This window comes from Rhizobium subbaraonis (assembly GCF_900220975.1).
Taxonomy (GTDB): Bacteria; Pseudomonadota; Alphaproteobacteria; order Rhizobiales; family Rhizobiaceae; genus Mycoplana; species Mycoplana subbaraonis.
On record NZ_OBQD01000012.1, the window covers coordinates 1 to 21,533 of the forward strand.

Sequence of the window (21,533 nt, forward strand, 5' to 3'; positions counted from 1 at the left end):
CTCTTCTGCCTTGTGTCTTTTCCCTGCCATTTCAATGTCCTTCCTCGGCTCAATAGCCATACTTCAAGAAGGATCACTTTTCAGGGGGCAGACCAACCTGCACCAGCACTGAATTGGCATTCATACGTACGACTTTCGCGTTTTCCCGCCTCAAAAAGTTCGGCGCACGCTAGTGGCGTGCCACGCCCGCGTCAACGGTCCAGGGCCGGGCAAACTCACGTGGGCGCGCTTTCTCAACGCTTTCCGCATGCATCAAGCGATGCACGCCTGCGGGCACCGTGGTTGTAAAGCAAGCCACTGCCGATCCGAGCCTCGCTGGCGCTTCGCACGAGAGGCATCGCGGCCGTTCGAACACCCCCTTACCCCGACGGAGGCATCATCGGCAACTTCGACTTTCGCGAACCGCGAATGCGCGGCACCATCGCACCTCTCCCGGCAGGCTACTCGGGATAGGCCTCGACGCCATCCGGCGCCGGCCTTTTGAAGAGGATGAACACCAAGGGGTTTCCCGGCTCGGCCATCGCATCGCTGCGCTGGCCCGTCACCTCCCCGGCGACATCGCTGACGTATTCCGCGACCACTTCGCCAAAGCCGTTGCGCTGAACGGCCACCGTCTGTCCGGCTTCGATCTTGTCGTTAAGCTTGACCAGATGCTCGACGAGACCGCCCGCGGTGGCAAGGATCGGGAACGCACTGTTGCCGACAAAGACGTTCACGTCCTTACCCGTGCGTCCCATCGGGCCGGAAACGATGCCATGATGCTTGAGCACGTTCATGGTGCCTTCCACGAACAGCGAGACCATCTCGAGATCCAGCACGCGGGCGGCGCCGATCTCCGGCGTGAAGGCGGGTATGCCCACATCCATGAAGGCGTTGTGGAGCACGCCTGGATAGACGTGGTTGTCGAAGATCTGGCCGACGGGATAGAGCTCCACCATCGCCTTCACCTCGGGGACATCCATGCCGCCAATGTTGAACGCGGTGACATCGAAGCCGGTTGTCCCGGTGTGGAAGTCGATTGCGAAGTCCGCGTTCGGCCGCAGCAGCCGGTTGAACAGGAGACCGGCGTGTCGGCTGGGGGCCGTGGCGCCGTTCTCGTTTCCGGGCCACTCCCGGTTCATATCGATCAGATCGATGCCTCTGCCCTGATTGGGCCATCTGCGCTGCATGCCTTCCACCGCGGGGCGGGACACGTCCGTGACCGCCATAACCGTGCCCGACATCTGCGCCGGATCGAGCTGGTTCATCACGGTCTGAACCGTGTGTATGGAACTCATTTCGTCGCCATGCACACCACTGACCAGAACGGCGCGCCTGCCCGGCCTCGCTCCCCGGGCGACCGTCACAGAGACATGCCAATGCTGTCCGGATGGCATCGCGACGCCCTGGAAGTACAAATAGTGCCTCTGCCCCGGCTCCAGGTCGTTGACGTCGAGCGTGCTGACAACCTTCTTTCCGTCGACCACATCGCCCGTGTAGATCGTCCCCCGCGAACTTTCTGATACCGCATCACCAGAGGAGGTGGCCGTCTCCTTCGCATAGGTTGCGCCTGCGCTTCCGGCGATAACCGCCGACGCTCCTGCCGAGGCAAGGGAGGCCAGCATGAACTTGCGGCGATCAAGGCCTTCTTTGGGTTTGTGCGACACGGCGTCCGTCCTTTGTCATCTGCACGAGGGGCAATGTTCGAAAAGTGACACGTGCATCAGTAGCGAGAAACCCGCGTGGTCGCAAACGAGGCGTGTGCTTCGGAAACGCGCAGGGGTGCACAGGTAAGAGACGCGATATCCAGACAGGAGGGAGCGATTTGCGGTCGGCCCATCGTTCAGTCCGGCGCCAACAGGGACCCAATCATTCCATTCCGCCGCCTCATCGCCCTCCCATGTCTGGGAAGGTCTATTCGTGACGCTCACCCAAATTGGGGACGACACGGGACCTGCAACCTGCAAGGCAGGCATGTCAGTCAAAATCAGAAATGAAAGGTGAGGCATGCGTGCGGTTTCAATCGTACTCTCATTCGTGATGGTTCTTTCCGGTGCCGCGCTGGCGGCCGCGGGCGAATTGGACGGGACCTGGACGGGAGCGACACCGGGAGGGTCATCGATCAAGGTCGTCGTCGCCAATAATCAAGCCAAATCCTACTACTTCAAAGGCAAATCCCAGGGCGGGATCGGTGGGAAAGTCTCCGGCGGCAAGGCGGCCTTCGGCTTGCGCACCAACAAAAGCGCGAAAGTCGTATTGCAGGGTCAGAAAGGCAACAAACTGGTATTCGTCTACACAGACAACACCGGCCCCGACGCGCTCAAAGTCACCCTGACGAAGAACTGAGAGAGCGGCGAACTCGACGCCGATGCGTCATCGGTAAGGCGGCAGGCCAGTTATTCGCTGGCGACATTCCGAAACGACGAGAAGCGCGCGACGAATTCGGCCTGGCGCGAGATGCCCGTCTTTGCAAGAATGCTCTTGGTCTGCGTGCGAACGGTCTCCTGCGATATGCGGTAAAGCAACGCAATCTGGGCTGCGGAACGGCCCGCGACCAGATTTTCGGCGACGCGCGCTTCCGCCGGGGTGAAATCATAAAGCCTCTGCACCAGCAACCGGAACGGCAGGCCCGGCTGCGTCAGCGGCACGATCGCCACGATGAAGGCAACGCCGCTGAAGACGTCGCGGCCCTGCCCGCGCAGCGGCGTCAGATGCAGCACGAACGGCGCCTCGTCCCCGGTGCCACGGACGCCGATCGACATCGGCGCCCCGTTGTGAAGATCCGCTTCGCCCAGGGCCCGACGAAGAAGCCTGTTCGCCGCTTCGTCAGCCACGCGAATCTGATCAAGCGCTCCGGCGCCGATCTGGGATTGCAGGCGCGAAAACGGCTCGTTCATCAATCGGACCCGGCCACGCGCATCGATCGCGGCGGCCGGAATGCCGACCGTCTGCAGCCCCTGCAGCGATCCGGTGACGGCCTGCGCCTGGAACTTGCTCGCCAGCAGAACCGCACGAGATATGTGCGGTCGCAAGGTATCCAGGAAAGCTATCGCATCCCGGTCGAATGCGCCCTGAGCATGGCGCCTGTCGATCGAGAAGATCGCAATGTCGTCGCCGGCCCCCATGATATGGGTAGCCGCGGTCCACCCCAGGCCGCGCGGGCGGAGAAACTCGGTATAGATGGGATGGTGGGCGATTTCCTCTGGACTGGCGAAGTCTTCGTCTGAAACGAACCCCATCTCCGCCATGGCGACGACGCGCTGCGCGCGAATGTTGATCGCGCTCCAATGGCCCTTCAACAGAGCGTCCAGATGCTCGACGCAATTCTCCGACGCGGCTACGGCGGAGTGGTTCGGCCCCACCGTGAACAGCGATCCGCCAAAAGAGCCCGTTGCCGCGGCCACTTTCTCGATCACGCCGGGCCAGAGGCTCGGCAAAACGGCCGCCTCATAGATCGAATCGACAAGGGATGAAGGATGTTCCATATCCGCCATGTATATCGCGCAATAAATAGTTGAGCAGCGACGCCGATACAATCACATCAACGTTTAGACTTCATGAAGATCTTGCACAGTGAGCGGCGTACCGCTTCTCAACCTGCCTGCCGTACCCTGTCATACCAAGTCCGGCCCGGTTCACCCCGAGCTGATAGCAAGGATGCAGCGGAGAGCGTCTCGTTCAGGCTGGCCATCGACTTATCGATCGAAACCGGAGGCGGCCTGTTTGACGAGCGACGGCCTTCCCCTCACCCCGCACGGAAATGCTTGGACAACTTCAGCCCCTGTGCCTGGTAGTTGGAGCCGAGCCCGGCGCCATAGAGGCTCTCGGGGAGTTCCAGCATGCGCTCGTAGACGAGGCGGCCGACGATCTGTGCGTGATCCAGGATGAAGGGCACTTCATGGCTGCGCACTTCCAGGACCGCCCGGCTGCCGGAGCCGCCGGCGGCCGCGTGGCCGAAGCCGGGGTCGAAGAAGCCGGCATAATGGACGCGGAATTCGCCCACCAGCGGATCGAACGGCGTCATCTCGGCGGCATAGAGCGGGGGCACGTGGACGGCCTCGCGGGAGACGAGGATATAGAACTCGTCGGGGTCGAGGATGAGTTCGTTGCGACCGCGGCTGAAGAGCGGCTCCCAGAAATCGAAGACGTCGTGCTGGTTCTTCTTGTCTACGTCGACGACGGCCGTGTGATGCTTGCCGCGATAGCCGATCAGCCCGTCGGGACCGGTTCCCTGCAGGTCGATCGACAGCGCGATCCCGCCGCCGGAGACGTTCGGCGTCTCGCTTGCCACCAGCGTGTCGCTCTTGTGCAAGGCCAGAAGCTCGGCATCGGAAAGCAGCGCGTTGCCGCGGCGGAAGCGGATCTGCGACAGGCGCGAGCCGCGTCGGACGACGATCGGGAAGGTTCGCGGCGAGATTTCCAGATACAGCGGGCCGCTGTAGCCGGCCGGGACTTTGTCGAATTCCTGGGCGCGGTCGGTAATGACGCGTGTGAAGATGTCGAGGCGGCCGGTCGAGCTCTTCGGATTGGTGGAGGCCGAAAGCTCCGCGGGCAGGTCGAGGCTTTCCATCAAGGGCACGATGTAGACGCATCCCGTCTCCAGCACGGCACCTTCGGAGAGGTCGATGACATGCAGCTTCAGACGGTCGAGCTTGTCGGAGACGAGATGCGCGGGTCCGGGCAGAAAACTTGCGCGCACGCGAAACGCTTTCGAGCCGAGCCTGAGATCGAGGCTAGCGGGCTGGATCTGATCCTGGTCGAGCTTCGCCTCGCTTGCCAGTCTCCCGCCCTCGAACAGTTCGGCGATGGCGCGGTCCGCCAGAATTCCCGTTGCGTTTGCCATGACCCTATCCTTAAAACTGGCAGACAAAACCAAATGCAGGCAATTGACGCAAGCGCCTCCAGGCAGTATGGACCGGATATCCCGTGGTGATTTGGCCGGTCGGCTTGCAGCCACGTTAAATAAGTAGCTAAAAAGGCCGGGTGCAGAACCGGCCCGTATTGCGGCCGGTTTTTTTGTTTGGAAAGCGATGATCCCATGAGCAAGTCCTGGCGCCCGGCAACCCAACTCGTCCACGGTGGCACTACCCGTTCGCAGCACGCTGAAACCTCCGAAGCGATCTTCCTGACGCAGGGATTCGTCTACGAGAGTTCGGAAGCCGCCGAGGCACGCTTCAAGGGCGAGACGGACGGCTTTATCTACGCCCGCTACGGCAGCCCGACAAACGACATGTTCGAACGCCGCATGTGCCTGCTGGAAGGTGCCGAGGAGGGCCGGGCGATGGCGTCGGGCATGGCCGCTGTCGCCGCCGCAATCCTCTGCCAGGTGAAGGCCGGCGACCATATCGTCGCCGCGCGCGCCCTGTTCGGCTCCTGCCGCTATATCGTCGAGACGCTGGCGCCGAAATACGGCGTGGAATGCACGCTGGTGGACGGACGGGACCTGGCGAACTGGGAAAAGGCAATCCAAAAGAATACCAAGGTCTTCTTCCTCGAAAGCCCGACCAATCCGACGCTCGAAGTGGTCGACATCGCCGGCGTCGCCAGGCTTGCCAACCAGATCGGCGCCAAGGTCGTGGTGGACAATGTCTTCGCCACGCCGATGTTCCAGAAGCCGCTGGAGCTCGGTGCGCACGTCGTCGTCTACTCCGCCACCAAACACATCGATGGCCAGGGCCGCTGCCTCGGCGGCATCGTGCTTTCGGACAAGCAGTGGATCGAGGAGAGCCTGCAGGACTACTTCCGCCACACCGGTCCGGCGATGTCTCCGTTCAACGCGTGGACGCTCCTGAAGGGCATCGAGACGTTGCCGCTGCGTGTCAGGCAGCAGACCGAGAACGCCGCGCGCGTGGCCGATTTCCTCGCCAGCCACCCCAAGGTGGAGCGCGTCATCTATCCAGGCCGCAAGGACCATCCGCAGGCCGATATCGTGGCCAAGCAGATGTCTGGCGGTTCGACCCTCGTCTGCCTCCACCTGAAGGGCGGCAAGGAAGCGGCCTTCACCTTCCAGAATTCGCTGGAGATCGTGGAAATCTCCAACAACCTCGGCGATGCAAAGAGCCTGATCACGCATCCTGGAACCACGACGCACAAGAACCTGACCGACGAGGCCCGTGCGGAACTCGGCATCTCGCCGGGCACGATCCGCTTCTCTGCCGGCATCGAGGACGGCGACGACCTGCTGGCCGACTTCGCCCAGGCCCTCGACAAGGTGAAGGCGTAAGCGCTCGCATGTCTGGTCGCGCATTGCTGCGGCAGTGCGCGACGATCTTTGTGCCGGACGCTGCCGGCAACGTTATTTCAGTAAATTAACTTGATCCAGCCGCGTCAGACGTGGCAACGAATAAGCGGGCGCGCATGTACGGCTTGCACATCGGCCCGGTGGCGGCCGCCTGCAAGGGCGCCGCGCCATAACAATAACGCGTTCGAGCCAAGGCGTTGAAATGTACAGAGCCCTGACCCGCGACATCGAGGTAACGGTGGAGCCTTACTTTCTGGAGGAGCAATCCGATCCGGACGACAGCCGCTATGTGTGGGGCTACAGGGTGGTCATTGCCAACCATTCCGACGTGACCGTCAAGCTCGTGACGCGCTACTGGCACATCACGGACCAAAACGGCATCGTCGACGAGGTCAGCGGACCGGGGGTTGTCGGAGAGCAGCCCGTCCTCGAACCGGGCGACACGTACGAATATTCGTCCGGATGCCCGCTGGACACGCCCTCCGGCGTGATGTTCGGGCACTACCAGATGGAAACACCGTCCGGCGAAGCGTTCAACGTGGCCATTCCGGCCTTCTCCCTCGACACGCCCGGCCAGGCGAGAACGCTGAACTGAAATCGCCCGCCGGAGGCGGGCGACAGGGTCATCGACGTGGCGCGCGCCGTTAGGCCGGCGACACTTCCGCAACATCGAAACGATAGGTCGTCGAGCAGAACTCGCACGTCGCCTCGATATGCCCGTCGGTCGCGGTGTGCTCTATCTCGTCTGCGGAAAGCCCCGATATGACGGCCTTCAGCTTGTCACGCGAGCACGAGCAGCGGTCGAGGACCTTCTGCGGGGGATAGACGCGCACGCCCTGCTCGTGGAACAGCCGGAACAGCAGGCGCTCGGTGCCGACGTTGGGATCGGTCAGCTCGTCCGTGTCGATCGTCTCGACCAGGGTGCGGGCTTCCATCCACTTGTCGTCTTCGGCGATCTTGTGTCCGGCCTCATCACCATCGCCACCCGGCAGATCCGCCTGCCGCATCCGATCGGGCGCTTCCGGCAGGAACTGGGCGACCACGCCGCCGGCACGCCAGCGATGGCGCCTCTTGCCGTCACCGTCGCGATCGTAGAGCTCGGCAACGCCCAGGCGGACGCGCGTCGGTATCTGCTCCGACTGACGGAAGTAGACGCCGGCAATCTCCTCCAGCGTATGGCCGTCGAGCGCCACGATGCCCTGGTAGCGCTGGGTATGGGCGCCCTGGTCGATCGTGAACGCAAGCACGCCCTTGCCGAGAAGCTCGTGCGGTGCGCCTCTGCCATCGGCGATCGCCTGCTCCAGGGCCTCGGCGTCATAACGGGCATAGGCGCGAACGTTCTCGGGGCTGGAGAAATCGGCGACCAGAAGATCGACCGGACCATCGCCCTTCGTCTGGAGGATCAGCTTGCCCTCGAACTTCAGCGACGTGCCGAGCAGGACGGTCAGCACGATCGCCTCGGCCAGCAGGCGCGCCACCGCTTCGGGGTAATCGTGCCGTTCCAGAATGGTGTCGAGCATCGGGCCGAGCTGGACCGCGCGGCCGCGCACGTCGAGGCCTTCGACCTGAAACGGCACGACGTGATCGTCGCCGGCAAAATCGAGTTCGCCGAGTGTGGGGACTGGCTGAGCCATCATTCGCTCCTTCGACGCCATAGACCGGCCCGGGCGGGATGCTTTTCACATCTGCCAGGGACGGGTGCGTTCATCAGTGATTCTGCGCCATGACCGCCGCGATGTTTTCACATCCGGCGGCGCGATGCCAGCAAGGCACCGCGGCGACATCGGGTTGCGCCATACATTGTGGCCGCGCCGGCGCATTTCAATAGCGCCGGGACGCCTCAGATCGCGTTCAGGCACCAGGCCAGGATCGACTTCTGCGCATGCAGCCGGTTTTCGGCTTCGTCGAACACCACCGACTGGGGTCCGTCGATCACCTCGTCCGTCACCTCTTCGCCGCGATGGGCGGGCAGGCAATGCATGAAGAGCGCATCCTTGTCGGCCTTGCTCATCAACGTCTCGTTGACCTGGTAGGGCTGGAAGACGTTGTGGCCGCGGGCGCGGTGCTCCTGGTTCATCGACACCCAGCAATCGGTGACGACGCAGTCGGCGCCGGCGACCGCCTGGTCGGCATCGTGGCAGAGCCTGATGTCACCGCCATTGTTGCGCGCCCAGTTGAGGATCTTGTCTTCCGGCTCCGAGCCGAGCGGTACCGCCATGTTCATGCGGTAGCCGAACCGGGCGGCGCCTTCGACGAAGGAGTGAAGCACGTTGTTGCCGTCGCCCGTCCAAGCAATGGTGCGGCCCTTGACCGGCCCGCGATGCTCCTCGAACGTCATGATGTCGGCCATGATCTGGCAGGGATGGGTCAGATCCGTCAGGGCGTTGATGACCGGAACGGTGGCGTGCTCGGCCATTTCCAGCAGGCGGGCATGGTCGGTCGTACGGATCATGATCGCATCGACATAGCGCGACAGCACCTTGGCGGTGTCACCGATCGTCTCGGCACGACCGAGCTGCATCTCGGTGCCCGACAGAAACAGCGTGTCGCCACCCAGCTGGCGCATGCCGACATCGAAGGAAACGCGGGTCCGTGTCGAGGGCTTCTCGAAGATCATCGCCAGCATCTTGCCGGCCAGCGGCTTGTCCGCCGTTCCCGCCTTCGTCGCAACCTTGCGGGTCTTGGCGTCGTCCATGATCACGCGAAGGTTCTCGGCCGTCATGGCGGAGAGATCGAGGAAATGTCTGGTGCCTGCCATTCTATGTCAGTCCTGCTGTTCTGCCCCGGGTCTCGACCTCAGGCGCTCTTCTTCTCTGCGCTCAATTTTTCCGCCGCCCGCTCGATGCGTGCAAGCCCCTCGCGCGCTTCTTCTGCGGAAATCACCAGAGGCGGCAGCAGCCGCAGCACGTTTTCGCCGGCCGGCACGAGGAGCATATGCTCGGCACGCACCGCCTTCAAAAGGTCCGCCGACGGAACCTTGGCCTTGATGCCGAGCATGAGGCCCTCGCCGCGAATATCCTCGATGACATCGGGAAAGCGATCCTTCAACGAGGCCAGCCCCTGGCGCAGCACCAGAGCCACGTCGCGCACGTGTTCAAGGAAGCCCTCGGAGAGAACCACGTCCAGAACGGCATTGCCGACAGCCATGGCGAGCGGATTGCCGCCATAGGTGGAACCGTGCGTGCCGGCGACCATGCCCGAGGCGGCCTCGGCCGTCGCGAGGCAGGCGCCGAGCGGGAAGCCGCCGCCGATACCCTTCGCCACGGCCATGATATCCGGCGCCACGCCGGCCCACTCGTAGGCGAACAGCTTGCCCGTGCGCCCGACGCCGGTCTGAACCTCGTCGAAAATCAGCAGCAGGCCGTATTCGTCGCAAAGCGCGCGCAGCTCCTTCAGGAACTCGCTCGGCACCACGCGGATGCCGCCCTCGCCCTGCACCGGCTCGATCAGGATGGCTGCCGTTTCTTCCGTGATCGCCTCGCGGACGGCACCGATGTCACCGAAGGGAACCTGATAGAAGCCGGGCGCCTTGGGCCCGAAGCCCTCCAGATACTTTTCCTGTCCGCCGGCAGCGATCGTCGCCAGTGTGCGGCCATGGAAGGCGCCCTCGAACGTGATGACGTGGAACTTGCCGGGATAGCCCTTGGCGAACTGGTAGCGACGCGCCGTCTTGATCGCACATTCCAGCGCCTCCGCTCCGGAATTGGTGAAGAAGACCTTGTCGGCGAAGGTCGCTTCGGTCAGCCGCCTGCCGAGCCGTTCCTGGCCCGGCACCTCATAGAGGTTCGACAGGTGCCAGACCTTGTCGGCCTGCGCCTTGAGGCTTTCGACGAGGTGCGGATGCGCATGGCCCAGCGAGTTGACGGCGACACCGGCGGCGAAATCGAGATAGCGCGACCCGTCCTCTGCGATCAGCCAGGCGCCTTCGCCGCGCTCGAAGCGCAGCGGCGCACGCATATAGGTGTCGTAGAGCGGCGTGGCATCAGCCATGGCGCGTATCTCCTTCGCAGCGGATGCGGAAATCAGGGTCCCGGGGTCGCCCGGGAAAATCGAAAATGCCGCCTTACGGCGGCGGCGGCACTATCGGCATTTCAGGGGGCGATGTCAACAAAAGTCGCCGCACTCAATCCGCCTCAATATGCCGCTACGTGAGGATTCACGACACTGATGGAACTGTCGCAAGTGAGTCACACCCGACGAGCAAGTTGGGGAAAACTGGAAAATCGATTCGGGCGGATTCCGGCGACTCTTGTCACAGAGTCCCCCTGTCAGTAGGTTAAAAGCCAATTACTAGACTGCATGCGGCGGAACTAGTCACCAACAGTATCAAGGCGTTTCGTGCTCCGGAACCATTCGGGGCAGCGAGAATGGATTCTCGGTAGCGAAGCCCGGAACGGAGGCGATTGAGATGAACTGGACAGACGAGCGGGTCGAGAAGCTCAAGAAGCTCTGGTCCGAAGGACTGAGTGCCAGCCAGATCGCAGCACAGCTCGGCGGGGTCAGCCGCAATGCCGTCATCGGCAAGGTCCACCGCCTTGCCCTGCCCGGCCGCGCAAAGGCCGGCGGCGCTCCGACGGCGGCAAGGCCGAAGCGGCCGGCAGCCCCTGCCCGTCCGGCGACCTTCACCGCCCGCGTTGCCACCCGCACGGTGGCCCGTCCGGCTGGCGCAACCGTCCTCAAGGAAGAGGTTGCCTTCGAGTACGACGAAGAGCCCGTGACCCGCGTCGTTTCCAACGTCGTCGTGCCGATGTCTCGCAATCTCGAGCTGACCCAGCTGACCGAGCGTACCTGCAAATGGCCGAACGGCGATCCGCTGAAGGACGATTTCCACTTCTGCGGCAACGAGTCTCCGGACAACTCGCCCTACTGCGCCTATCACCAGCGGCTGGCCTACCAGCCGTCTGCCGAGCGCCGCCGGATGCGCTGAGCGGTACGCCCGCTCAAAAGCGAGCAAGCCGACAACGAAAAACGGGCCTCTTGAGGCCCGTTTTTCGTTTGTGTTCTTTGACGCTGATCGCTCTATGCCGGCGTCAGGTCTCCAGCGAATATCCCGCACCACGCACCGTGCGGATCACGTCGTGCATGTTGGAGAAGTTGAGCGCCTTGCGCAGGCGGCCGACATGGACGTCGACGGTGCGCTCGTCGACATAGATGTCGTGACCCCAGACGCCATCGAGCAGCTGCGAGCGCGAGAACACCCGTCCCGGAGCGGACATAAGGAACTCCAGCAGGCGGAACTCGGTCGGGCCGAGGCGGACTTCGCGCGATCGGCGGTGAACGCGGTGCGTCTCACGGTCGAGCTCGATGTCGCCGCACTTCAGCAGCGTCGAGACGACCTCGGGGCGGGCGCGGCGCAGCATCGCCTTTACCCGCGCCATCAATTCCGGCGTGGAGAACGGCTTGACCACATAATCGTCTGCACCGGTCGCCAGGCCGCGCACCCGCTCGCTCTCTTCCCCGCGCGCCGTCAGCATGATGATCGGCAGCCGCTCGGTTTCGGAGCGCTGGCGCAGCCGCCGGCACAGCTCGATGCCGGACACGCCGGGCAACATCCAGTCGAGGATCAGAAGATCCGGCTGCCGCTCCTGAAGCCTGATCTCGGCTTCGTCACCGCGCAGGATTGTGTCCACCTCGAAGCCTTCGGCCTCGAGGTTGTAGCGCAGGAGAACGCTCAGCGCCTCCTCGTCTTCGACCACGGTAATCTTGGGAACCATTCCTTGCCAACTCCTGGGGTCTGGTTTTCGCTCCGGCCGGAGGCCGGCTACTCCTGCACTGCGCCCACGGAGGTGGTGTTGTCGTCCTTCGGACGTTCACCTTCCGGCTGCGCGCCGGTCGCCATGTAGAAGATCGTCTCGGCGATGTTGGTCGCATGGTCGCCGATGCGCTCGATGTTTTTGGCGCAGAAAAGAAGATGCGTGCAGGGGGTGATGTTGCGCGGATCCTCCATCATGTAGGTCAGGAGCTCGCGGAACAGCGAGGTGTAGATCGCGTCGATCTCGTCGTCGCGCTCGCGGATTTCTTTCGCCTTCTCGATATTGCGCGAGGCGTAGACGTCGAGCACTTCCTTCAGCTGCATCAGCGCCAGTTCGGCCAGATGCTCGAGGCCGCGGGCGAGCTTGCGCGGCATGCCCGAGCTCTGGACGGCGATCACGCGCTTGGCGGTGTTCTTGCCGAGGTCGCCAACGCGCTCCAGTTCCGCGGCAATGCGGATCGCGCCCATGATCTCGCGCAGGTCGGCGGCCATCGGCTGGCGCTTGGCAATGGTGATGATCGCCTTTTCATTGATCTGACGCTCGGCATTGTCGAGGACGACGTCCTCGGAAATGACCTTCTGGGCCAGCGCCGCATCGGTATCGACAAGCGCGCGCACGCTGTCGCCGACCATCTGCTCGGCAGTACCCCCCATCTCCGAGATGCGGCGGGCGAGATACTTCAGTTCTTCGTCGTAGATCGAAACGATATGGGTCGATGACATGTCTCTGTTTCCTCAACTGGCGCAGATGCGCCGGGCCGCGCTGCTGACGACATCATGCGTCAGCCAAAGCGGCCCATGATGTAGTCCTGGGTGCGCTGGTCGTCGGGATTGGTGAACATCTTGTCGGTGTCGTTCTCCTCGACGAGATTGCCGAGGTGGAACATGGCGGTGCGCTGCGAAACGCGCGCGGCCTGCTGCATCGAGTGCGTGACAATGACGATCGTGAAGTTCGCGCGCAGTTCGTGGATCAGTTCCTCGACCTTGGCGGTCGCAATCGGGTCGAGCGCCGAGCAGGGCTCGTCCATCAGGATCACCTCCGGGCTGACGGCGACGGCCCGCGCGATGCACAGGCGCTGCTGCTGGCCGCCGGAGAGGCCGGTCCCGGATTCATGCAGGCGATCCTTCACCTCGTTCCAGAGGCCAGCCCTCTGCAGGCTCTGCTCCACAACCTGGTCCAGCTCGGCCTTCGTCCTGGCTAGTCCATGAATGCGCGGGCCATAGGAGACGTTCTCGTAGATCGACTTCGGGAACGGGTTTGGCTTCTGGAAGACCATGCCGACGCGAGCGCGCAGTTCCACCACATCGATCGCCGGGTCGTAGATATCGCCGCCATCAAGCGTGATCAGGCCGGTGACGCGGCAACCGTCGATCGTATCGTTCATGCGATTGAGCGTGCGCAGGAAGGTGGACTTGCCGCAGCCGGACGGGCCGATCAGCGCGGTCACGGTGTTCTCGCGGACATTGAGGTTCACGTCGTACAGGGCGCGCTTGTCGCCGTAGTAGACCGAAACGTCCTTGCCGACCATCTTCAGGGGAACGGTGTTCATCTTCTTTTCCAGCGCTTCCTCGGTCGCGGCTTCTGTCATGATGTTCATCTTCTAATACCCCACTACCAACGGCGTTCGAAACGACGCCGCAGCAGAATGGCGCCAAGGTTCATGATAATCAGGAATGCGAGCAGCACGATGATCGCACCCGAGGTCCGTTCAACGAAGGCACGCTCCGCCTCGTTTGCCCACATGTAGATCTGCACCGGCAGCGCAGTCGAGGGATCGAGCGGCGTGGCGGGCACGTTGGCGACGAAGGCGACCATGCCGATCAGAAGCAGTGGCGCGGTCTCGCCGAGCGCATGCGCCAGGCCGATGATCGTGCCGGTCAGGATGCCCGGCATCGCGAGCGGCAGTACGTGATGGAAGATCGTCTGCATGCGCGACGCACCCAGTCCGAGTGCGGCCGAACGGATCGACGGCGGGACGGCCCGGAGCGCTGCGCGCGTGGCGATGATGATGGTCGGTAGCGTCATCAGGGTCAGCACCAGGCCGCCGACGAGCGGCGCCGACCGGGGTAGACCGGCGAAGTTGATGAACACCGCAAGGCCCAGCAGACCGTAGACGATCGAGGGAACGGCGGCGAGGTTGTTGATGTTCACCTCGATCAGGTCCGTCAGCCGGTTTTTCGGTGCGAACTCCTCCAGATAGATCGAGGCGGCGACCCCGATCGGAAGCGACAGCACCAGCACGATCCCCATCAGGTAGAGCGACCCCACCAGCGCCACGCCGAGACCGGCAGCTTCCGGGCGGCTGGAATTGCCGTTGACGAACAGGCCCGTGTTGAAGCCCTTGGAGAGCACGCCTTCTTCGGCGAGCGTGTTCACCCAGCCGAGCTGCTGATCGGAGACCTTGCGGCTGCCTTCATCGACGGTCAGGTCGAACTGGCCCTTAAAGGCGCTGTCGATGTTGGCACTGGCGAGCACCGTCACGGGCACCGTCTTGCCGATGATCGACGGGTCGGAGACCACCATGTCGCGCAGCGTGACGCGGGCACTATCGGAAAAGAGGCCGGAAACCTGGCGGAGCGCCGGGCGGTCGCTGGAGGCGATGCCGAGCTTCTCGGCGAGAGCGTCCCGGACGAGCAGCGGATAGTTGGCCGTCTGCAAGACCTTCGGATCACTCTCGCGCTTGTTGCCGGGGTCGATCAACTGTTCGGAGAACGTGATCGGAAGGGTGATCTCGGTCTGCAGGAACGCGGTGTAGCCCTTGCTGACGACGGTCCAGAGCAGGATGAACAGGAACACGAGACCGAAGGCGATGGCAGCGAGGCCGTAGAAGCGAAACCGGCGTTCGGCGGCGTAGCGACGACGGATGCCGATGTCGCGGCGCGGGGGTGCGGCCGATACCACCTTGCCGGAAGCCTGAGAAACGATGTCGGTCATTCGTACTGCTCCCGGTACTTGCGAACGATGTAGAGCGCGTAGATGTTCAGCGCGAGCGTGATGCAGAAGAGGGTAATGCCGAGCGCAAAGGCCACCAGCGTCTGCGGCGAGGTGAATTCAAGGTCGCCGGTCAGCTGGTTGACGATCTTGACGGTCACGGTCGTCATCGGTTCGAACGGGTTGATCTGCATGCGGGCGGCCACGCCGGCGGCGAGAACCACGATCATGGTTTCGCCGATGGCGCGCGAGGCGGTCATCAGCAGTGCGCCGACGATGCCCGGCAGGGCGGCCGGCAGGATGACCCGCTTGATCGTCTCGGAGCGCGTGGCGCCGAGACCGAGCGATCCGTCGCGCAGGGCGCGCGGCACGGCCGTAATGATGTCATCCGACAGCGACGAAACGTACGGGATCAGCATGATGCCCATGACGATACCGGCCGTGATGACGCTCTGCGCCTGAATGAAGTTGGCGTAGTTACCGGTCGCCAGCCCGTTGAGCTGGGCGGAGAGGTCGCGCAGGAACGGGCCAACCGTGACGAGTGCGAAGAAGCCGTAGACGATCGTCGGAATGCCGGCCAGGACTTCCAGCAGCGGCTTTGCCAGCGAGCGCATGCGCGGGGTCGCGTATTCGGCCATGTAGATGGCGGCGAACAGCCCCACCGGAACCGCGACCAGCATGGCGACGAAACCGATGTAGAGCGTGCCGGCAAGAAGCGGGATGAGGCCGAACTGCCCGCTCGAGGTCGCACCGGCACCCGCAAAGCGCGGATCCCAGACGGTACCGAAGAAGAATTCGTGCGCCGGCACCATGGTGAAGAAGTGCAGTGCCTCGGTAGCCATCGAAGCAACGATGCCGATCGTCGTTAGGATGGCGATCGACGAGGCCAGCAGCAGCGCCCAGAGGATGACGCGCTCGACCTTGTTGCGGGCGCGGAAGCGCGGCGCAACGGAGCGCAGCGAGAAGAAGGCGCCGGCGAGCGACAGGCCGATGGCAACGGCCGCAAGCGCCAGCCGGCTCGTCCGGGTCATGCCGTTCAATGTCGCCGCCGATTCCAGCATGTAGGGCCGCGCCTCGGCGGCGACCGCGACACCCTTGGTGGCGAACACCGCCTGCAAGGTGGAAGGATCCTGCTGGATCGCGCGAAGCTCTTCCTCCGTCAGCTTCGGCAGACCCCGGGCAATCGTGGCGACCATCCCGAAGGCGAGGCTCTGCTGTGCGGGCGACTGAGCCTTGACCTCATCCGGGAAGGTATCGCGGACCGAAGAATTGACGATGAACGGGCTGATCGCCAGCCAGGCGGCAACGACGATCAGGGGCGGCAGGAATGCCGCAAGCGCCACGTAGGCGCCGTAATAGTTGGGTCGAGAGTGAAGCGCGGAAGACTTCCCCCCCGCCACGGCGTTTGCCCGCATGCGACCGAGAGTGTAGGCCACGGCGGCAATTGCAAGGAGAATGCCGATTAGAAGCGTCGTGCTCATGCGTTTTTCCCAGCCGCCTCATGCGGATACGGTGCGGTAACGAGAACCGGCGCAGACAGGTCTGCGCCGGTTTCCGTTTCTTTACATGCTCTTGCCGGCTTCGACGGCGGCGCGGATTTCTTCGCGCTCGGCGTCCGGAGCAGCGACGAGGCCGTATTCAGCCAGCGGGCTGTCCGGGCCGATCATCTGGTCGGATACGAAGAACTCGACGAATTCCTTCAGGCCCGGGACCACGCCGAGATGCGCCTTCTTGACGTAGAAGAACAGCGGACGGGAAACCGGATATTCACCCGAGGAAATGGTCTCTACCGACGGGGTGATGCCGCTGACGGTTGCAACCTTCAGCTTGTCGGCATTGTTTTCATAGAACGACAGGCCGAACACGCCGACGCCGGTCTTGTTGGCAGCGATGCGGGCGAGAGTTTCGGAATAGTCACCGTCGATGTCGACGGCCAGACCATCCTTACGGACGGCGACGCACTTGGCATGCTGTTCCTTTTCGTCGGAAACGGCGGCCTTGATGGCGTCTGCTGCGCCGGCGTCCTTGCAGCCCTGGGCAAGCATCTTCTCTTCGAAGACTTCGCGGGTGCCGTGCTTTTCGCCCGGGATGTAGGCGGCGATCGCGACATCCGGAAGAGCCGAATTCACTTCGGACCACTTCTTGTAGGGGTTAGCGACGAGCTTGCCGTCGACGACGACTTCGGCAGCGAGGGCCTTGTAGAGGTCGGCCGGAACGAAAGCGATGTCCGGGTTGCCGGCGTCAGTTGCGAAGACGATGCCGTCATAGCCGATCTTGACTTCCTGAACGTCGGTCACGCCGGCTGCCTTGCAGGCTTCCAGCTCGGAATCCTTGATCTGGCGCGATGCATTGGCGATGTCGATCGTGTCTTCGCCGACACCCTTGCAGAATTCCTTCAGACCGGCGCCCGTGCCGCCGGATTCTACGACCGGCGTCTTGAAGTCGCCGAAGGTCTCGCCGAAAGTTTCGGCAACGATCTTGGAGTAAGGCAGGACCGTGGAGGAGCCAGCGATCTGGACCTGGTCACGCGCAGCGGCAGCGCCTACGAAGGCAACCGAAGCGACCAGAGCGGCTACGGTGAGTTTAAGAGATTTCATCTGAAGTTCTCCCGTTATGGGCTTGTGTGGGTGCGGCGCCGGTCGTTCATGACCGACGTCGATCAGCGGCCCCTGTCTAGCGCCCGATCGTCATAGCTTTTATGTCACTTTGACGAAACATTTGTGACAGACTAATGCGTTGAAATAATTTATATATTTTTCCAGAGACGACGCCCCTGCCATCTTATGTGTCAAAACTTGACGGTAAAGACGGTTCCCTTGCCGAGTTCGGACTTCACGCTGAGGCGCGCACGGTGGCGTGTGAGGATGTGCTTGGCGATGGCAAGGCCCAGTCCGGTGCCTTTCTTGGAGCGGCTGGCCTCGACATTGACACGGTAGAACCGTTCGGTCAGGCGGGGCACATGTTCTGGCGGAATGCCGGGGCCGAAATCGGTGACGGAGACTTCAGGATGGCCGCCCTCGCCCGGCGCGAGCCGGACTTCGACGCGCCCGCCCTCCTGGCCATATTTGCAGGCATTCTCCATCAGGTTCTCGAACACCTCGATCAGTTCGTCGCGGTCGCCGGCAACCTCGACCTTGCCGTCCGGCAGATCGAGCACGATCTCAACGCCGAGCTCGGTGGCGAAAGGTTGCAGGCTGTCGCGAACGTGCCCCAGAAGCGGCGCCAGTTCCACCCTCTGGTCCGGGGGGACGTGCGACTTGATCTCGAGGCGCGACAGCGACAGCAGGTCGTCGACGAGGCGGCTCATCCGCGTCGCCTGTTCGTGCATGATGCCGAGAAAGCGCTGCTGCGCGGCCTGATCGTTCCGCGCCGGCCCCTGGATGGTCTCGATGAAACCTTTCAGCGAGGCGAGCGGCGTGCGCAGCTCATGGCTGGCATTGGCGACGAAATCCGAGCGCATCCGGTCGATCCGGCGCGCCTGCGAGACGTCGCGGAAGGTAATGAGGAAGTAGCGCGTGCCCCCAAGCCGCTGGCCGAGTGCCTGCATCGGCGCGACGCGAACGATATAGACCGTCTCGGACGGCAACCGGTCGGAATGCTCGATCTCCTTGGCCTGGCCGCTCGCGATCACGTCGCGCGCCATGTCGAGGATGCCCGGGGCGCGAATCCGCCCGGCGAGATCGGCATTGCGTGGAATAGGACCAAAAAGCAGGGTGGCGGCCCGGTTCTGCAGCCGGACAGTTTCGTCAGCCGTGACGATCAGCACCGGCATGTCGAGCGCATCGATGAGCGCGGCGATGGAATCGAGGGTTTCGGAGGCATCCGCTTCAGGCCGAATTGCCGCCGTTGCCGCGGCCGCTGGCGGACCCTCCAGCCTTTCCGTCCGGGCGAAGCCGGCAAGGACCAGGAGCGTGGCGGCAAAAGCGATCCAGCCGGCCGGAATACCGCCAAGCCACATCAGGAAGGCGGTGAAGACGACAGCCGCGAGCAGCACGCGCTCGTCCCAAAGCTGCGTCATGAGCCACCGGATTGTCGATCCGCGCTCTTCCACCACGATTTCCCTTCTCGCCTTCATCAGTCTGCTCCGCGATTTGCCAATGCAACACGAAGCGATAGCGCGATTTCATGACATGTTTTTCACGGTGCGCTTGAAATCGCAACGCGGTTATGGCCTCCTCCCCCTACCTCTGCCCGCAGGAGCCGAAACATGGTGACGTTTCCCGACATCAAACCAGTGGAAATCGAGATTGGCGGCAAGAAGCGATCCTTCGACATCGACGACCCCAAGCTGCCAAACTGGATCGACGACAAGAGCCTGTCGTCCGGCGGCTTCCCCTACGACAATAAAATGAACAAGGACGAGTACGCGGCGGAACTGGAAAAGCTGCAGATCGAACTGGTCAAAGTGCAGTACTGGCTGCAGGCAACGGGAAAGCGGATCATCTCCGTCTATGAGGGGCGCGACGCGGCCGGCAAGGGAGGGCTCATCTTCGTCACCCGCGCCTTTCTCAACCCGCGCTCTGCCCGTGTCGTCGCCCTCGCCAAACCGACGGAAGCCGAGCAAGGACAGTGGTATTATCAGCGCTACGTCGCCCAGTTTCCGACGGCCGGCGAGTTTGTCCTGTTCGACCGCTCCTGGTACAACCGCGCCGGCGTGGAACCGGTGATGGGTTTCTGCACACCGGAGCAATACGAAAAGTTTCTCATCGAGACGCCGGATTTCGAGCGGATGGTCATCACCGACCGGATCATCTTCTTCAAATTCTGGCTTGATATCGGCCGGGAGATGCAGATCAAACGCTTCCACGACCGCCGACACGATCCGCTGAAGACTTGGAAGCTCTCCCCGATGGACATTGCTGCGCTCAACAAGTGGGACGACTACACTGAAAAGCGCGACCGGATGCTGGAGGAGACACACCGGTCCTGGGCACCGTGGACCATCATACGCGCAAACGACAAGCGCAGCGCGCGGGTCAATGCCATCCGCTACATCCTTCACAGACTCGACTACGAGGGCAAGGACAAGAAAGCGATCGGCGAGATCGACGAGCGGATCATCGGTGCAGGGCCGAAATTCCTCAAGTGACCGTCAGCAAGACGCGGTAACGCGCCACCGCGGCGCGGCGACCTTCATTCGCCGGGCAGGATGCGGACGGCGTACAGGTTGACCCCCGCACCGCCGCCGGTAACGTCGCTGTTGACGAAGAGGCGGCCCGCCTCGCTCGGCGAAAGCGACCCCTCGAACTGGACCTGGAACAGAAGGTCGGTGCGTTCGGAGACGGTGAAGCGGTGGCGCTCGCAGTCGCCCATCGTGCCGAAATCGCACTCGACGGCGAGCTGGGCGGGCTTGCCGTTTTCCGCTTCCACAGTGAGCGCGACCGTCGAGGTCTTGCCGGCCATTGCCTGCAGCACCGCTGGCGACACGGCGATCGCGACAGATCCTTCGCGGTCAGGCGCAGACGAGACGACACGGATCGCGGGCCCCTCGTCGGTGCTTATGGCTTCGAAGCGTCCCTTCGCTCCGGCCGACAGCACGCTTGCATCCGAGGGGCTGAGAACCTCGCGCCATTCGGCGGAGAAGCTGTTATGGGTGTCGAGCGCCTCCTTGAGGGGATCGCTTGAGGAGAAGTCGTCGCCGGTCACCGTCTGCTTCGGATTGGCGACGCTGCCGTCGCGAGCCGATTGCGGCAAAAGCAGCCCGCTCGTCTGCACCCACCAGGCCGCCGTACCCACGGCGGCGATGAGCGTGGCGACCACCAGCAGGAGGGAGAACAGCCGCCCGCGGCGCTTCGGCGCCTTGGCCATGCGCGGCGATGCGGCAACCATGCCCTCCTCGCCTTCCAGCGACGCGCTGCGCGACCGCGCATCGGCCTTCGCCGACGTCCTGTGGGCCGGCCCGAAGCCCTCGGCGCGGTCGGGGCGGATATCGCCCAATTGCGGCTCCGCATCTTGTCCGCTCCGGCGGGGGGCGGCGGGCGACCGGCTTTCCGGCAGCACTTCGGGCTCGACCCGATCTGGGCCCGGTCCGTTGGCCGGCTTGCCGGCAGCGGCGACCGGACGGTCCGGCGCGGCAACGGTAACCTGCTCCGCCGGCGGCGCCTTTGCCGCCGCACGCTGCTCGGTTTCGATCTGGCGGATCGTCATTTCCAGGCGGTGGCGTTGGGCTGCTATCGTCTCGGGATCGTTGACCTCCTGCTTGCGCAGGCCGGCCTCCAGTGCATTGCGCGCCGACTGGTAGATCCGGGCGCGCGTTTCGGGATTGTTGCTTTCGGCGCGCGCCAAAGCATTTCTGATCGCTTGTTCCAGTCCGCTCACTCTGCCTCCTTGGGCTCCGCGCACGCCTGCATGCGGCGCGGGCAAACGAAGCCACGGCGTCCATGTCTCTGTCTGTTAAGAATTCGGTAAACGTTGACGCCGCGTTCCGCAAGTGTTGCGGTCATGTGCCGCCAGCGCTGCCGGGGATAACGCCGCATATGCCGGCATGGCATGGCCAACGTGCACGCGAAAGGACGGACGGCGGAGTGAGCGGGAAACCGGGCGACGCGGCGACAACCGGGCGGCTTTCCATCCGGAACGAATGTTGTTAGCTTACGTTTGCGTAAACGTCACTTAAGCCGGACCGAGAC

The 21,533-nt window shown here is 63.3% G+C and carries 19 protein-coding genes and 1 riboswitch; of the genes, 5 read left to right on the forward strand and 14 right to left on the reverse strand.

What is annotated here, in order from left to right; all coding sequences use genetic code 11:
- Positions 1 to 440: 440 nt before the first annotated feature.
- Entirely contained in the window at positions 441 to 1,646 is a 1,206-nt protein-coding gene (locus CRO48_RS18500; protein WP_176526809.1) for a M14 family metallopeptidase, read from the reverse strand.
- A gap of 340 nt (positions 1,647 to 1,986) precedes the next feature.
- Between CRO48_RS18500 and CRO48_RS18505 the strand changes: the two genes are divergently transcribed.
- The gene (locus CRO48_RS18505) at positions 1,987 to 2,325 is read left to right on the forward strand and encodes a hypothetical protein (protein WP_097141359.1); all 339 of its coding nucleotides are present in this window, start codon (positions 1,987 to 1,989) and stop codon (positions 2,323 to 2,325) included.
- Positions 2,326 to 2,375: 50 nt separating this feature from the next.
- On the opposite strand, the gene CRO48_RS18510 is transcribed toward CRO48_RS18505, so the two are convergent.
- On the reverse strand, positions 2,376 to 3,473 hold the full coding sequence (locus CRO48_RS18510) for a helix-turn-helix transcriptional regulator (protein ID WP_097141360.1): 1,098 nt from the start codon (positions 3,471 to 3,473) through the stop codon (positions 2,376 to 2,378).
- 251 nt (positions 3,474 to 3,724) lie between these two features.
- A complete protein-coding gene (locus tag CRO48_RS18515) occupies positions 3,725 to 4,822 on the reverse strand; it encodes a 2'-deoxycytidine 5'-triphosphate deaminase (protein ID WP_097141361.1) in 1,098 nt (365 codons plus the stop codon).
- A gap of 73 nt (positions 4,823 to 4,895) precedes the next feature.
- A riboswitch (SAM riboswitch) is annotated at positions 4,896 to 4,974 on the forward strand.
- A gap of 43 nt (positions 4,975 to 5,017) precedes the next feature.
- On the opposite strand from CRO48_RS18515, the gene CRO48_RS18520 reads away from it, so the two are divergent.
- Together CRO48_RS18520 and apaG are read left to right on the forward strand one after the other, a co-directional pair.
- On the forward strand, positions 5,018 to 6,202 hold the full coding sequence (locus tag CRO48_RS18520; protein WP_097141362.1) for an O-succinylhomoserine sulfhydrylase: 1,185 nt from the start codon (positions 5,018 to 5,020) through the stop codon (positions 6,200 to 6,202).
- Positions 6,203 to 6,422: 220 nt separating this feature from the next.
- Entirely contained in the window at positions 6,423 to 6,815 is a 393-nt protein-coding gene (apaG, locus tag CRO48_RS18525; RefSeq protein WP_097141363.1) for a Co2+/Mg2+ efflux protein ApaG, read from the forward strand.
- A 49-nt stretch (positions 6,816 to 6,864) separates the two neighbouring features.
- Here the strand turns inward: apaG and CRO48_RS18530 are convergent, their stop codons facing one another.
- From CRO48_RS18530 to CRO48_RS18540, 3 genes are all read right to left on the reverse strand, one after another.
- Positions 6,865 to 7,854 carry an Hsp33 family molecular chaperone gene (locus CRO48_RS18530; RefSeq protein ID WP_097141530.1) on the reverse strand — a complete coding sequence of 330 codons (990 nt, stop codon included), beginning with the start codon at positions 7,852 to 7,854 and terminating at the stop codon, positions 6,865 to 6,867.
- Between the two features lie 206 nt (positions 7,855 to 8,060).
- Positions 8,061 to 8,978 (reverse strand): ornithine carbamoyltransferase, encoded by a 918-nt coding sequence (argF, locus tag CRO48_RS18535; protein WP_097141364.1) that lies wholly within the window; start codon positions 8,976 to 8,978, stop codon positions 8,061 to 8,063.
- Between the two features lie 38 nt (positions 8,979 to 9,016).
- Positions 9,017 to 10,210, reverse strand: coding sequence for an aspartate aminotransferase family protein (locus tag CRO48_RS18540; RefSeq protein ID WP_097141365.1), 1,194 nt, complete (start codon positions 10,208 to 10,210; stop codon positions 9,017 to 9,019).
- 418 nt (positions 10,211 to 10,628) lie between these two features.
- Between CRO48_RS18540 and CRO48_RS18545 the strand changes: the two genes are divergently transcribed.
- Positions 10,629 to 11,147, forward strand: coding sequence for a GcrA family cell cycle regulator (locus CRO48_RS18545; RefSeq protein ID WP_097141366.1), 519 nt, complete (start codon positions 10,629 to 10,631; stop codon positions 11,145 to 11,147).
- A 103-nt stretch (positions 11,148 to 11,250) separates the two neighbouring features.
- On the opposite strand, the gene phoB is transcribed toward CRO48_RS18545, so the two are convergent.
- From phoB to phoR, 7 genes are all read right to left on the reverse strand, one after another.
- Entirely contained in the window at positions 11,251 to 11,934 is a 684-nt protein-coding gene (phoB, locus tag CRO48_RS18550) for a phosphate regulon transcriptional regulator PhoB (RefSeq protein ID WP_097141367.1), read from the reverse strand.
- Between the two features lie 47 nt (positions 11,935 to 11,981).
- Positions 11,982 to 12,695 carry a phosphate signaling complex protein PhoU gene (phoU, locus tag CRO48_RS18555; RefSeq protein WP_097141368.1) on the reverse strand — a complete coding sequence of 238 codons (714 nt, stop codon included), beginning with the start codon at positions 12,693 to 12,695 and terminating at the stop codon, positions 11,982 to 11,984.
- Between the two features lie 59 nt (positions 12,696 to 12,754).
- On the reverse strand, positions 12,755 to 13,570 hold the full coding sequence (pstB, locus tag CRO48_RS18560; RefSeq protein ID WP_097141369.1) for a phosphate ABC transporter ATP-binding protein PstB: 816 nt from the start codon (positions 13,568 to 13,570) through the stop codon (positions 12,755 to 12,757).
- Between the two features lie 14 nt (positions 13,571 to 13,584).
- Positions 13,585 to 14,907 (reverse strand): phosphate ABC transporter permease PstA, encoded by a 1,323-nt coding sequence (gene pstA / locus CRO48_RS18565; protein WP_097141370.1) that lies wholly within the window; start codon positions 14,905 to 14,907, stop codon positions 13,585 to 13,587.
- Positions 14,904 to 16,385, reverse strand: a complete 1,482-nt coding sequence (gene pstC, locus CRO48_RS18570; protein WP_097141371.1) for a phosphate ABC transporter permease subunit PstC — start codon at positions 16,383 to 16,385, stop codon at positions 14,904 to 14,906. The genes pstA and pstC overlap by 4 nt, the downstream gene beginning before the upstream one ends.
- 81 nt (positions 16,386 to 16,466) lie before the next feature.
- The gene (locus CRO48_RS18575) at positions 16,467 to 17,501 is read right to left on the reverse strand and encodes a substrate-binding domain-containing protein (RefSeq protein ID WP_097141372.1); all 1,035 of its coding nucleotides are present in this window, start codon (positions 17,499 to 17,501) and stop codon (positions 16,467 to 16,469) included.
- 191 nt (positions 17,502 to 17,692) lie between these two features.
- The gene (gene phoR, locus CRO48_RS18580) at positions 17,693 to 18,979 is read right to left on the reverse strand and encodes a phosphate regulon sensor histidine kinase PhoR (RefSeq protein ID WP_176526810.1); all 1,287 of its coding nucleotides are present in this window, start codon (positions 18,977 to 18,979) and stop codon (positions 17,693 to 17,695) included.
- Positions 18,980 to 19,111: 132 nt separating this feature from the next.
- Between phoR and ppk2 the strand changes: the two genes are divergently transcribed.
- Positions 19,112 to 19,993 carry a polyphosphate kinase 2 gene (gene ppk2 / locus CRO48_RS18585; protein WP_097141373.1) on the forward strand — a complete coding sequence of 294 codons (882 nt, stop codon included), beginning with the start codon at positions 19,112 to 19,114 and terminating at the stop codon, positions 19,991 to 19,993.
- A 44-nt stretch (positions 19,994 to 20,037) separates the two neighbouring features.
- Here ppk2 and CRO48_RS18590 read toward each other — a convergent pair whose 3' ends face one another.
- Entirely contained in the window at positions 20,038 to 21,222 is a 1,185-nt protein-coding gene (locus CRO48_RS18590; protein WP_141402073.1) for a biotin transporter BioY, read from the reverse strand.
- Positions 21,223 to 21,533: the final 311 nt, after the last annotated feature.

What these genes read in the sequence shown, in the direction of transcription:
- CRO48_RS18505 (WP_097141359.1), top strand. Translation starts at nt 1,987, where the DNA reads ATGCGTGCGGTTTCAATCGTACTCTCATTCGTGATGGTTCTTTCCGGT.
- CRO48_RS18510 (WP_097141360.1), bottom strand. Translation starts at nt 3,473, where the DNA reads ATGGCGGATATGGAACATCCTTCATCCCTTGTCGATTCGATCTATGAG.
- CRO48_RS18515 (WP_097141361.1), bottom strand. Translation starts at nt 4,822, where the DNA reads ATGGCAAACGCAACGGGAATTCTGGCGGACCGCGCCATCGCCGAACTG.
- CRO48_RS18520 (WP_097141362.1), top strand. Translation starts at nt 5,018, where the DNA reads ATGAGCAAGTCCTGGCGCCCGGCAACCCAACTCGTCCACGGTGGCACT.
- apaG (WP_097141363.1), top strand. Translation starts at nt 6,423, where the DNA reads ATGTACAGAGCCCTGACCCGCGACATCGAGGTAACGGTGGAGCCTTAC.
- CRO48_RS18530 (WP_097141530.1), bottom strand. Translation starts at nt 7,854, where the DNA reads ATGGCTCAGCCAGTCCCCACACTCGGCGAACTCGATTTTGCCGGCGAC.
- argF (WP_097141364.1), bottom strand. Translation starts at nt 8,978, where the DNA reads ATGGCAGGCACCAGACATTTCCTCGATCTCTCCGCCATGACGGCCGAG.
- CRO48_RS18540 (WP_097141365.1), bottom strand. Translation starts at nt 10,210, where the DNA reads ATGGCTGATGCCACGCCGCTCTACGACACCTATATGCGTGCGCCGCTG.
- CRO48_RS18545 (WP_097141366.1), top strand. Translation starts at nt 10,629, where the DNA reads ATGAACTGGACAGACGAGCGGGTCGAGAAGCTCAAGAAGCTCTGGTCC.
- phoB (WP_097141367.1), bottom strand. Translation starts at nt 11,934, where the DNA reads ATGGTTCCCAAGATTACCGTGGTCGAAGACGAGGAGGCGCTGAGCGTT.
- phoU (WP_097141368.1), bottom strand. Translation starts at nt 12,695, where the DNA reads ATGTCATCGACCCATATCGTTTCGATCTACGACGAAGAACTGAAGTAT.
- pstB (WP_097141369.1), bottom strand. Translation starts at nt 13,570, where the DNA reads ATGAACATCATGACAGAAGCCGCGACCGAGGAAGCGCTGGAAAAGAAG.
- pstA (WP_097141370.1), bottom strand. Translation starts at nt 14,907, where the DNA reads ATGACCGACATCGTTTCTCAGGCTTCCGGCAAGGTGGTATCGGCCGCA.
- pstC (WP_097141371.1), bottom strand. Translation starts at nt 16,385, where the DNA reads ATGAGCACGACGCTTCTAATCGGCATTCTCCTTGCAATTGCCGCCGTG.
- CRO48_RS18575 (WP_097141372.1), bottom strand. Translation starts at nt 17,501, where the DNA reads ATGAAATCTCTTAAACTCACCGTAGCCGCTCTGGTCGCTTCGGTTGCC.
- phoR (WP_176526810.1), bottom strand. Translation starts at nt 18,979, where the DNA reads ATGAAGGCGAGAAGGGAAATCGTGGTGGAAGAGCGCGGATCGACAATC.
- ppk2 (WP_097141373.1), top strand. Translation starts at nt 19,112, where the DNA reads ATGGTGACGTTTCCCGACATCAAACCAGTGGAAATCGAGATTGGCGGC.